Source organism: Acinetobacter sp. OYA S30, from assembly GCF_033599315.1.
In the GTDB taxonomy this organism is placed as follows: Bacteria; Pseudomonadota; Gammaproteobacteria; order Pseudomonadales; family Moraxellaceae; genus Acinetobacter; species Acinetobacter baumannii.
The window spans coordinates 1-12,178 of sequence record NZ_JAWVAV010000059.1 but is presented as its reverse complement, the minus strand read 5'-3'; the positions used below and the strand labels follow the sequence as shown (position 1 = coordinate 12,178).

General features: G+C 38.3%; 14 protein-coding genes and 1 pseudogene. 8 read left to right on the top strand and 7 right to left on the bottom strand.

What is annotated here, in order from left to right:
* The 8 genes and pseudogenes from R5R67_RS17855 to R5R67_RS17820 all read left to right on the top strand — a co-directional run.
* Positions 1 to 519, top strand: a pseudogene (locus R5R67_RS17855) (phage tail tape measure protein); the annotation flags it as partial.
* 504 nt (positions 520 to 1,023) lie between these two features.
* Positions 1,024 to 1,185, top strand: coding sequence for a hypothetical protein (locus tag R5R67_RS17850; protein ID WP_002121607.1), 162 nt, complete (start codon positions 1,024 to 1,026; stop codon positions 1,183 to 1,185).
* Positions 1,186 to 1,249: 64 nt separating this feature from the next.
* Entirely contained in the window at positions 1,250 to 1,648 is a 399-nt protein-coding gene (locus R5R67_RS17845) for a hypothetical protein (protein ID WP_031981301.1), read from the top strand.
* On the top strand, positions 1,648 to 2,154 hold the full coding sequence (locus tag R5R67_RS17840) for a DUF1833 family protein (RefSeq protein WP_000368364.1): 507 nt from the start codon (positions 1,648 to 1,650) through the stop codon (positions 2,152 to 2,154). The genes R5R67_RS17845 and R5R67_RS17840 overlap by 1 nt, the downstream gene beginning before the upstream one ends.
* Positions 2,151 to 2,513: a hypothetical protein gene (locus tag R5R67_RS17835; protein ID WP_000835169.1), complete on the top strand. Its 363-nt coding sequence runs from the start codon at positions 2,151 to 2,153 to the stop codon at positions 2,511 to 2,513. Before R5R67_RS17840 ends, R5R67_RS17835 begins: the two co-directional genes overlap by 4 nt.
* Positions 2,506 to 5,952, top strand: coding sequence for a host specificity factor TipJ family phage tail protein (locus R5R67_RS17830; protein WP_135536515.1), 3,447 nt, complete (start codon positions 2,506 to 2,508; stop codon positions 5,950 to 5,952). Before R5R67_RS17835 ends, R5R67_RS17830 begins: the two co-directional genes overlap by 8 nt.
* 68 nt (positions 5,953 to 6,020) lie before the next feature.
* Positions 6,021 to 6,410 carry a hypothetical protein gene (locus tag R5R67_RS17825; RefSeq protein ID WP_109850652.1) on the top strand — a complete coding sequence of 130 codons (390 nt, stop codon included), beginning with the start codon at positions 6,021 to 6,023 and terminating at the stop codon, positions 6,408 to 6,410.
* A gap of 41 nt (positions 6,411 to 6,451) precedes the next feature.
* The gene (locus tag R5R67_RS17820; RefSeq protein WP_135536513.1) at positions 6,452 to 7,030 is read left to right on the top strand and encodes a glycoside hydrolase family 19 protein; all 579 of its coding nucleotides are present in this window, start codon (positions 6,452 to 6,454) and stop codon (positions 7,028 to 7,030) included.
* A 91-nt stretch (positions 7,031 to 7,121) separates the two neighbouring features.
* Here R5R67_RS17820 and R5R67_RS17815 read toward each other — a convergent pair whose 3' ends face one another.
* The 7 genes from R5R67_RS17815 to R5R67_RS17785 form a co-directional block, all read right to left on the bottom strand.
* Entirely contained in the window at positions 7,122 to 7,829 is a 708-nt protein-coding gene (locus R5R67_RS17815) for a hypothetical protein (RefSeq protein WP_135536511.1), read from the bottom strand.
* Between the two features lie 37 nt (positions 7,830 to 7,866).
* Positions 7,867 to 8,715, bottom strand: coding sequence for a hypothetical protein (locus R5R67_RS17810; RefSeq protein ID WP_009390371.1), 849 nt, complete (start codon positions 8,713 to 8,715; stop codon positions 7,867 to 7,869).
* 156 nt (positions 8,716 to 8,871) lie between these two features.
* Positions 8,872 to 9,054, bottom strand: coding sequence for a hypothetical protein (locus tag R5R67_RS17805; protein ID WP_135536509.1), 183 nt, complete (start codon positions 9,052 to 9,054; stop codon positions 8,872 to 8,874).
* Between the two features lie 10 nt (positions 9,055 to 9,064).
* Positions 9,065 to 9,283, bottom strand: a complete 219-nt coding sequence (locus tag R5R67_RS17800) for a hypothetical protein (protein ID WP_077109265.1) — start codon at positions 9,281 to 9,283, stop codon at positions 9,065 to 9,067.
* 82 nt (positions 9,284 to 9,365) lie between these two features.
* Entirely contained in the window at positions 9,366 to 10,664 is a 1,299-nt protein-coding gene (locus R5R67_RS17795) for a Y-family DNA polymerase (protein ID WP_135536507.1), read from the bottom strand.
* Between the two features lie 3 nt (positions 10,665 to 10,667).
* Entirely contained in the window at positions 10,668 to 11,162 is a 495-nt protein-coding gene (locus tag R5R67_RS17790; RefSeq protein ID WP_031958617.1) for a LexA family protein, read from the bottom strand.
* Positions 11,163 to 11,277: 115 nt separating this feature from the next.
* The gene (locus tag R5R67_RS17785) at positions 11,278 to 11,922 is read right to left on the bottom strand and encodes an SOS response-associated peptidase (protein WP_031958618.1); all 645 of its coding nucleotides are present in this window, start codon (positions 11,920 to 11,922) and stop codon (positions 11,278 to 11,280) included.
* Positions 11,923 to 12,178 lie beyond the last annotated feature (256 nt).

Here is a 12,178-nt window from a genome sequence, read left to right as displayed (position 1 = left end):
GCTGATAGTGTCATGCGCCGTGCAATGATGAGCTCTAGTGCCTTTATTGAAAGCCAAAAGCAAGCTGACATCTTTAATCAACCGGTTCAAGATACTCAGATTATCTATAAAGGTAATAGAGACATACCTAAGTTAGCGTCTTCAGAAAATTCTGACTTTTTCCATGATGGCAAGGTCTATTTTTCTTCAAATGGCTTGGTTCAGGATCGCTCAAATCTTGAGGATGTTCAAGACTTCACGATAGGTCAAGCTGCTCGACCTCAAGCTGAGATTTTGCCTTCAATTGAACCTTCTACACCTACTATCAATTTCAAAATTGAAGTGATTAATCAGGTGAGTGGGGCGACAGTTGAAGCCGAACAACTGGATGAGCAAACAGTCCGGATCATTGTAAAAGATGAACTGGATAAGCAGCTTCCAAGAACGGTACCGAAGCTTGTAAGTGATCAAATTGGTAATCCAAACTCAACTATTAGTCGGTCTTTGACTGAGAATACGACAGCAAGACGGAATCGATAGTTTTAGATTCCCCCTTATAGAAGGAAGAGATGTTAATGGAATGTAACTAAAACATTTTAAAGATAACGGTATAAGGAGGAAAAATTAAAGTTGCACTTATAGAAGAGAGAAATGTTAATGGAGCGTAACAGATACCTTTTAAAGTAACAGGTATAAGGAGAGATAAATTTAACATTGTACTTATAGAGTGGAGTGGAAAGTTAATGGAAGGTAATAGCTAATTTTTAAAGAGGTGGGTATAAGGAGGATAATTTAACGCTACCCTTATAGAAGGGCAAGAGCTGTTGACACCTTAAACCTACATCTACTTCTAAAACCCATTGACAGCCAATATTATGAAATGACCACCTTCGGGTGGTTTTTTTATGTCTGTATGCGGAAAAACCGCATGAGGATAAACAGGTTGGAAATTTATAAAGTTCCAAAAAGCAAAAACCCCAGTGTTGGCGCACTGAGGTTTTCAATTCAACTCAACCGATCAAAGTTAAGAGGAGAAATCTCTATATGACAAATCATACATCAAAATCACATTTAAAGGTAGATGGAAAAATGAGCGAATCTGGTGCTGATTATGTAGGTAAGATCCAAAGTTATGCATTACTTATTATTGCAATCTCAGTTTTGATAAGTGCTTTAGGAGGCGTTGCATGGCTATTATTAAAATAAATCAATTTGAATATTAAGAACCGACCCAATTAAAGGTCGGTTTTTTATTGCCTGAAGGAAAGTTATGTACAAGTTAAAGCTAAATCCCCAGACCAGCGGCTATGGCGTAACACCAGGTGATGATGTGAAACGTCAGCAGATGGATGGAGGACGTGGACGCTATTACATCGATGTAAAACGGAATAGCCACATTGTCGATGTGAACTGGAACTTAAGTAAAACAGATTTCAATAAAATGATGGCTTTCTGGCGGGTCTACCAGAATAAGCCAGCTTCATTTTATGCGGATCTGGTGATTGATCAGGGGGAACGTCAGCAATATCTATGCAATTTCATTCCAAACTCGTTCAAGACCAATGAAGTCAACGGCAACCTTTACCGGGTAAATGCACAGCTCGAAGTTGTTCAAAACCAGCCTAACCTGAATGCCGATATAGCATTAATTAAAGATTGGGAGGTCTAATGGATAACGAATATGCCGAATTCTTTTTCAATCGAAAAGTTGATATTTATCAACTGGAATGTATTGAACTCTCACACCCTTCTTTTATGAATACTTACCGGGTAGTCCGTAATGATGACCGAGGGGTGTATGTTCAGCACAATGAAGGTGAAGGGCAGGTGCTTTATGAATACCTGCCTATGACAATTCAAAGATCCGGAATGCTGGGCGATCTAGACCAGACTTTAACAGTCTCTATTTCAGGTCTTGGTGATATTTTGCCGGATGAGTTTGAACGGGTAATAGAAGGTCAATTTCCGGATGTAAAACCAACAGTTAATTATCGGCTTTATAGTTCAGATAATTTAAATACACCGATGCATTATCTGCTTGGCTTACAACTCGCCGGTGTTTCAATGAACCATAAAGCTGTGACGTTCAAAGCTGAATCTCCACGATTAAATACCGCTAAAACTGGAGATATCTTTGCACTAGACCGCTTTACTGGTCTCAAGGGGGCTATATGAAAAGTCATGATCATTTGCTTGATAGACAATATGACGAGGAAAACTACAACTGTGTTCATTTTGCTCATGAAGCTGCATTGGATCTATATGGAATAGACCGGGTGGAAGCACTTGAATTTTTTATGAAGCCTATTAAAGAAAAGGTATTTCTACCATCAAGGTTAAAACTTTTAAATCCACTGCCCATGCCCAAGGAAGGCTGCATAGTCGCCTTTCACTCGAGATACCGAAACAAGCCCCCACATGTGGGGCTTTTTCGTTTGGGCCGTGTTCTACATTTGATGGAAGGCGGAGTTACTTTTTTATCCGAAGAAGTGATCAAGGCAATGGGTTTTAGTCGGGTCAGTTACTATGATTAAGATTATTTATAAAAAGGATGCTTTGTCTGAAGAAAAGACGATTGAGCAGGCTCAAACCATCGGACAATGGCTTACTTCAAAATATGATTATATGCCTGAACATGTCCGTATTTTCCATACAACAAGTAATATGGATCATGCCGAAATTTCATTTGCGAATGAAGTCACGCCGAAAAATGCATATGAGTTAAAGCAGCTTGATTTCTTACCAGGTACTTTTATCGTAATTGAGAATCCTAAAGGTATTGAGCTTGGTGCAGCTGCATGGGCTGCTATTATCTCATTGGTTGTGGGGGTGGCAGTTGCATTATTAATGCCAGTACCTTCAATTACACAAACAAACCAAAATAACAACCAGTCTTCATCTGCAAATAACGAATTATCCAATCGTGAAAATAAAACTCGTGTAAATGGCCGGATTGCTGATAACTATGGAGCCGGGTGGAACACACCCGACCTAATCGCAGTGCCTTACAAAGTTTATGAAAATAACGTTGAAGTTGAACACGTTGTCGGTTGTATTGGTCGTGGTCACTATAAAATTAACGGTGCATATGACGGTGAAACCAATATTGTCGATATTGCCGGTGCATCGGTAGAAGTCTATCGACCAGGCGTTGATATTGTCTCGGGTGAGCCATATTTTTCGCTTGGTACCGAAATTACCACGCCGCCACTAACGGTTCAGCATCAAACTTCTGTTAATGGCCAAGTTCTCCGTCCAGCTGATACACAAAGCTTGGAAGGTACCAACTATCTTCTTTTTGCATATCCTAATGAGATCCTGCGGGCATCTGCAAACAATACGGATTTAACCACTAAGTTTGTAAGTAATGACCGGGTAGAAATCACCAATGCATCATTCACGTTTAATGGCCAGACTTATGATTTAAACGGCACTTACAGCGTTTTATCGGTAGCTGATGATCGGATGGCTTTATCTAATCCAGCAGCAGTTAATCCAAATTGGTTAAAGCTAAGGGAATTATCAAATCAGCAAACTAGTGCTTTATCTCCAAAGCTTTCATCTATTGGAGAGAAGTGGATTGGTCCATTCATTTTGGACAATATTGAACGTAGTCGGGTGCTATGTAACTTTGTGGCCACCAATGGACTTTATACCGTTTCTGCAGGCGGAAATCAGGGCGCTGTTAATGTCACGATTGAAGTTGAAGTAACCCCGGTTAATGAATCTGGTGCAGCTATTGGTAATCCAATGCTGAAGCAGATCATTTTGAAAGGCTCGGCAAAGTCACGTCAGACCGTTGGTGCAACGCTGGATATGGTGACATTTCAGGGACGCTGTAGTGTCCGTGCACGCCGTTTAACTCCAACTCCGGCAGTTACCACTGTTGTTGATGAAGTAAAGTGGCAGGCGCTTTACGGTGCTTATCCTTTACAAAGCACAGTGTATGAACATGAAACAGTTTTTCGTGCACGTACTTATGCAACGACCGGAGCTTTATCTGTTAAGTCCCGTAAGATCAATTTCGATCTTCAGCGAATGTTGCCGACTTATAAAAATGGAGCAATGACGACAGAGCTATTCCCAACATCGAGTTTTGCTGATGCTTTGGTATCTATGGCACTTGATGACAAGATTGGCCGCCGTTCGATCGATGAGATTGATCTTGAAAACATCTATCGGACCTATAATGATGTAGTTGATTATTTTGGTACACCACTTGCGGCTGAGTTCTGCACCACAATTGATGATACAAACTTGTCTTTTGAAGAGCTCGTCACCAATCTTTGTGATGCCGTGTTTTGTACTGCATATCGTCAAAATAATAAGCTCAAGCTTTATTTTGAACGTCCAACTGATAACTCGGTAATGCTATTTAACTTCAGGAATATTATTCCTGATAGTTACAAGCATGATCTTACCTTTGGCGTGATGGATGACTACGATGGACTGATCTATGAATACACGGATCCGGCCGACGATAGTCGTATCAATATCTATTTGCCGGACAAAGGAGCAAAGAACCCGAAAGAAGTGAAATCCGTTGGGGTACGAAACAAGTGGCAAGCTCATTTTAATGCATACCGGATCTGGAATAAGCTTCGGTTTCAACGTAAATCCATCACCTTTGATGCGGCGCCTGAGTCTGAGTTGCTTGTGCTACGTGACCGTATTGCTGTAGCAGATTATCGCAATGGTATTCATCAAAGCGGGGAAGTGGTACAGCAAGAGGGTTTAATCCTCACCTTAAGCCATGATGTAGATTTCATTGCAGGCAAGAGCTATGTGATTTATTTGCAAATGGGGGATGGTACCGTGGACCTTATTCCTGTTACCGTAGGATCTGCCAAGAACAAGGTAGTTTTAGGCCGATTACCGAACGGTGCATTAAAGCTAAGTCCTGATGATTTTGTGAATACTATCTATACGGTGGTTAATGACGATACCAAAGGCTCACTGCCTTATCTAGTCGCAAAAAGAGAACCGGCTGACCAGTTCTCTAATACAATTACTGCAATTAATTACGATGAACGGTATTACCTCAATGACAAGGATTTTATTGATGTACCGGTTGATGATTCACCGATCTACATTCGATATGACCAGCTTGATATTAATCTCGCACGTTTATATCAAATGCAAAGAGGTGATTTACCAACGACTGGAGAAATTAGCTTTGTAGTTGAAGCTGGTGCGCTGGTTTCAAGCTCAAGTTCTTATCGACCTGAAACAAGGATGGTTTATAAGTTTGACTATAATAATAGTCCTGCAAAACGAGAGTATATCGTTCCTGCTGCAACTGAATTACCAGCGATAGATACAGGGGAGTTCCCACCTGATCTGGTGGTGAATCTAACGATTAAAGGTGCTGTTGTTGGACGTGGTGGAGATGGCGGGTTACCACATCTAGCTTACGGAGATTGGGAAAAAGATTCAGACTTCAATTTTACCAAAACCCGGCGTGATGGGTTTCAGGGAGCACCCGGTTTGTTGAACCGGCACAGCAAACTAAACCTGATTATCGATGGCGGGACGTTAGCTCGAGGCGGCTCAGGTGGTGGAGCAACACCAAGTGGTATTTACACTGGATCATCTTATGGGGTTCAGGGAATTCCCGGTGGTGCTGGAGCACCATTTGGTCGGGTCATGACTGGACAGCCGATTTCAAATGACTCACAAGATTATCGCCTCTATCTGGAGAGTTATTTATTGGTTATGAAAATCACTGATGCTGAAGCTTCGGTACCCGGTAAAGGTTACCGAACCCAAAATGACCGTTATGGGTCTCCATTATCAGGTGATGGTGGAAACTGGGGCGAACGTGGCACCAAGTCCACTAATGATGGAACGTGGAACTGGCAATACCATGGAACGACTGAAGGCCAGCCGGGACTGGGAGGACCTGCAATTGTGGGAGTTGCTCCACTTACAACCAAATTAATGAATGGAGGGAAAATCTTACAAACCCTTTAAACTTTAAAAGAACTTTGAGCACCCAATTGGGGTGCTTTTTTATTGTCTAAAAATATCTGGAGAGATTTATGGAACCAGTTTCCACAAGCGGTTTAACAGCAATTTTAAAATTTTATGGTGCAGCAATTATGGTGACTTTAGCGGTCGCTTTAGTGGCAGCAGTTGTATTGATGACACGTATGCCTCGCTCACCACAAGAGTGGGCAGTTGGTTTGATCTGTACGGTTGTATCAAGTCTGGCTGGTGGCTCATTCATTATTGTGAAGTGGGGGCTTCATGAATGGGTGACAGACATATGGGGGATGATTGCACTTGGTGGGTTCTTCTTTGTTTGTGGATTACCCGGTTGGGCTTTGGTCCGATGGATCTTTAACTTCATTGATAAGCAGGAAGGTAAAACGATCGTTGAAGTGATCAAAGAGTTTAAAAAAGCCAGAAAAGACATTGAAAACAGTTAATGCCGCCTTCGGGCGGTTTTTTATTACCTGAGGAAAGTGAAATGAATTTTAGAAATCTACAAAGAACACTTGGTGTTACAGTTGACGGAAAGATAGGGCGCGGCACTCTTACAGCATTATTTAAGAAACTTGGCGCAAATCAAAGCCGAGCGGAAGAGCTAGCATTAGCAGCTAACGTACACTTCAAAAATTATGCAATTCTCTACAATGAGTTGCGCTTTGCTCACTTCATTGCCCAGCTTACACATGAGTCGGGTAATTTCCGATATATGCAAGAAATCGCAAGTGGCACAGCTTATGAAGGCCGTAAAGACTTGGGTAATGTCATGGCTGGTGATGGCGTTAAGTTTAAGGGTCGTGGTCCTATTCAGTTAACTGGTCGTGCCAATTATCAAAAATATGGTCGTGCATTGGGTATCGATTTTGAATCACATCCCGAACTTGTAGCAATTCCGAGTATTGGCTTGCTAGTCGCTTGTAAATTCTGGACTAACAACGGATTGAATGAACTTGCAGATCGTGATGATTTGCTAACTATTACGCGCCGTATCAACGGCGGTACAAATGGCTTAGTTGAACGTAAAGCCAATCTAGCCAAAATTAAAAGTTGGATGTCATGAAAGCTTTAGTATTGCTGTGCTTTCTCCTAACAGGATGCACAGCTCATACGATCAATAACAATGTGAGTGTAGGAATTTGTGTGAGAGCCCTTTAAAAGGGCTTTTTAATATTTGAAAATTTCTTTTTAGTCTTAAGAACTCTTCTTATAAATAAATTTATTGAAATCCTAACTTTGCTAAATATACCTATTCTTTCAAGTATAAAAAAAGGACTTTCGTCTAACATGCGCTTAAACTTTAATAAATATTTTATTTCATGAGTTTCATGATTTTGGTCTTGATAGGTTAGTTTGATTATTGGTCCTAGTTTTACAATATCGGCATACATATCTTGAGCTTTTGAAGAAAAGCTTACCTCCATATAGTGGTGCTTTTCTGTATCATTTATACTTTTAAAGATATCAAAATCATATCTTGAATTATGAAATTCATAATTGACTCCTGGATTGTTAATACAGGTTTCTGTTAATTGTAGATTTAAGAAGAATGCATTTTCTCCCGTATTTAACATCTTTAGACCAACTCTAATGACATCTTTTTCTATAAAGTCATCATATTGATTGGTAAGTCTTGTAGTTTCTAAAATTATATTTGGCCGCTTTCCAATTGATTGTATATGTAAAGTATAGATAGCTGAGAGAACAGCGCCTAAAGTTGAAATCCCTGAAAAAAAATAGAGAGTTAGTGTTAAATTTATTTCTGGTCCAAATTCTGTGAAATATTTAATTCCGAAAAAAAATGATAGGGATAAAATTATAACACTTATGGCTGCTATAATAATTAAGTTAAGATACTTCATATTCAGATCTTTTAAAATAATAAAAGTTTAATGACGGTTAATTATAACGGCCGACCCATTTCTTTACTCTCTTAAGCGTATCTAGATCTGCATAAAAAAATGGAAATAGCTCTCCGTAATAGGGAAGATTCATTAACCCACCTAAATCAGCGTTTGGACCATTATTTGATTCAAAAGAAATTTTGTCTAACATTCGATAGATTGGTTTTAGTGTTTGAATTAATCTATAAAGTATATAAGGTTTGCTCTTGTTTACAATGTATTGGAATTGCCATATATCTGCAGTGAGTAAAGGATGGCCATTAAAATCTAACAAATTAGTATATCCGACACCGTACTTTTCATTTTTACTATAGATTTTAATTAAGTCCTTTTCAATTTTTTCATATTTAACACTTTCTCTTAAAAAACGTTCAGAAAGAAGTACCCATTCATGTATGGGATGCTTATGATTATTATAGTTTGCATTTGTAAGATTGTTTAAGTTTAAGTATCGATTAGTCGTGGCATATGTGCTAAGAAAACTTATTAGATCATATTCTAAAATTTCATCTGAAAAAGAACCGCTGTCAATATCATACTTTGAGGTCAACAAAAGGTTTGCTTTTAATAATTTTAAAAGATTATGCCCCGGTTCTTTTAAAAATTTATCTGACGGTTTTTGATAATTGTTTTGATACATATATTCAGAAACTAAGGCAATTTTTAAAAAACGCTCTATACCGATACTGAGACTAAAAAAAGCAGAATAAAACATTCCATCATGATTGCTGAATAATTCGGCTTTTTTTAAGTATTCTATTCCTGAGAGGATAGAGGTACCTGCAAGATAGCTTTCTTGCAATAGATCATTAAAGTTAGAATTACCATAAATTATTTTTATCATCATTTCACCAATAAAATTATGAAAAATTAATCTATTTTATCTTCTTTTTATCTAAACTTCCCCTGATTTGAATAGTTTTTAATTAACTCTAGGTTGCAGCAGTAAAACTTATTCTTTCACTGAAAGTAAAAAAAAGCCCTACAATGGGCTTTAATTTTAATTATTTAAACCTTCCCATGTCATGGCGGTATAAAAGCTCTCATTTGTTGGCTCACATTTTGCAATCGCAATATGTCTAGCCTCTTCTGAACTGTTTGCTTTAATAATTAATTTATGTTCAAGATCTAGATTTTGATTATCTAAATAGAAGCATATTTGGTAACGACATAGCATATTCATACCTCACTTTTTAGCCGACTGTACCAAGTATAGGAATCATTTGTGGCCCAGTCATCCGAGCCTTACTAATAATCTCGACCAGTTCATCATAAGTTAAATTAAAAGAATCTTCACTATCAAAAACATAGACCATATTTTTACCTTCATATTCTGGTGGTATTGGTGGCACAAAACGCTTAGGTATAAGAGTTTGTGTTAATTGTTCGTCTGTTAGTCGTGTAAAGTTCATGTTAAGTTCCTCGTTAAATGGTTAATTGAGCAAACATTTGCTCAATATAGGTAATAGTTAATAAAAGTGAGCAAATATTTTCTCATTTCGTTATCAGCGGTAATTCATCCCACTTAAATGGATTCCTGCTAAGTTTGTCGCGGCTCATGCTCCAGTTTCGACCAGGGACAAAGCATGGACCGACCCCGATTTTTTTCTTTCCAAATTTACTATGGATACCATCCATAGCTTTCATCAAACATTCCTTTTTCTCTATTTGTTCAAAGTCAGTTAATAAGTCATAAGTATGGCCAGTCTTTGGCTCTAGACTAGTTAATATTACTCCGCACTTCTTATATTTAATTCCTTCTTTGTATATGTCGTTTAACATCCTTGTTGCTGCTTTGACGAAATCAATAGCACAATCTGTGGGTTCAGAAAACGAACCGGTAATTGATTTGTTATAAAAAGGGACATTTGGATCGAAAGGGTTTGACTGTACAAAAGCAATCATACATCCACACAAAAGCCCTTCATCACGTAGCCTTTTACACGCATCTTGCGCATACATTGATATCGCTTCTTTTAGATCTGTTAATTCAGTTACGCGACCACCGAAAGACCTAGAGGCAACAATCTGTTTTTTGGATGGGGGAGTGTGCTCGATCTCAATGCATGATATGCCTTGCAATTCATAGATAGTACGAGCCATAACTATAGAAAAGCGTTTTTGCATCTCTCGAGGTTCCGCACAAGCTAAATCAAGCACCGTATTAATTCCCATTGCTTGAAGTTTTTTTGAATGCTTACGACCGATGCCCCAGACTTCACTCACATCTATTTGAGCAAAGTAATATTCTTTGTTGCACGGATCCATATTCACTAAATCACAAACGCTGTTAAAGCCTGGATTTTTCTTTGCAATATGATTTGCAATCTTGGCTTCTGTTTTACTTCTACCAATACCGACACAAACGGGCAAACCAAGCCATTTCCATATTTGTTGACGCATTTGCTGGCCAACTTTTTCTAAATCAAAGTTCTTTTCATAAGCTGTGAAGTCTACAAAGCACTCATCAATCGAGTACGGTTCAACTTCTTCTGCAGTTACGTAAGAAGCAAGAATCGTATGAAAGCGCCGTGACATTTCTGCATACATTGCATAGTTGCTTGAAAGAACGATTACGTTATGTTGCTGAACAATGTCTTTAATTTGAAAAAGCGGCACACCCATTTTTATATTTAAGGATTTTGCCTCGTTGCTACGCGCCACGGCGCACCCATCATTATTGCTGAGCACAATAACAGGCTTATCATTCAAAGACGGGTCAAAGACTCTTTCACATGAGACGTACATGTTATTTACATCGATGAGAAAAAATACTTTATTCTCATGTTTCATGACTTAATGCCGCGTCATTTTAATGATATGAGTGACAACACCCCAGATAATTAATTCTTGGCCATCCGCTAAATAAATATTTTTATAATCTGGATTCTCTGCTTTAAGCCATTGGCCTTTTTCATCGATCATTAAACGTTTAACTGTGAATTCATTGTCAATTAGTGCAATAACGATATCGCCGTGCTTTGCATCAAGGCTACGATCCACAATCAATTCATCATCAATATCTATACCCGCATTGAGCATTGATAGTGATGCAACTTTCACAATAAACGTAGCGGTTTCATTTTTTATTAAGTGCTCGTTCATGTCGAGAGCTTTATCTACATAATCTTGTGCTGGGCTTGGGAAGCCTGCATTTATTTTTTCTAATGCGTAAGGGATAAGCATATGAGAGGAGGGTACAACTAGCTTGATAGACATAACATCAGACAAAGCAAAACCTTGAGTTAGATAAGGCTTTATCTGGATAATGGACGGTGCAATTTCGCTCATAGAATATCCCCTAGCTTGAATTTGTAACATATTCAAGATGATATGCTAGAGTTTAGTTAAATTTCAAATTTAAAAAGTTGTGGATAAATAATGACTAGTCGTAACTTGTCGCGCTTCATTGTGCATTTGGTCGGAATTTCTTCAATTCTGATCTAGGTTGTGCTACGAACTCATCAGGAGGCATATCTAAGAAAAACTCCTTAGCTTCTTCATGTTTACAATGCAGCCAATCGATCCTTAGTTCAGGAGGAATAACAATAATAGAGCGCTTCTCATCAGTAGGAGCATGAAATTGCTTCATGAAGGGGTGGTGGTCAGAATTAATTGTGAGCATGCTCATAGATCTGATTTCTTCGCCGTTCACAACTGCATATTCATAAATGCCGGCAATTGTAAAAGGCATTTCATCTTTGCGATAAATTCCCCACCATTCAGGCTTATTGTTTATGTACTTTGGCTCGAATATCACATCAGCAAGAATTAAACAGAATTGGTTTTTCTTCCATGCATTTCGAAAACTAGGCTTTTCGTGAACTGTCTCTGTTCTTGCGTTATAAGTATTGTGTACCTTTTTAAGGTCTTTAACCCAAGGGGCCACTAGCCCAAAACGAGCTAATCGCCATTCCATCTGCTCTTTTTTTGAAAATAAGAGTGGAGCTTCATAGTTTGGGTAAATATGAGATTTATATTCAAATGTTGGCTCAAACAGATCCAGTAAGTGAATTCTATCTTTTGCAATCGGTTCATAGTTTGAGCACATATCCCACCTATATTGTATTGATATCTTTTATGAAAATTATTATCTCCGCCTTAAAACTACTTTATCTATATTCATAGTAGTTTTTTAGTAGTTAATTAATTTTCCTTTAATTTTAAATTTTCACTAATATATTTTCTTAATTCTACTTTCTCCAAACCTCTAATGGCATAGCCATAAGATGTAGTAGTAGTCCATTTTTTGCCGTCTAAATCAATATAGTCAAACTTTAACTTTAATCTTAAAAATTTAAGTAGGT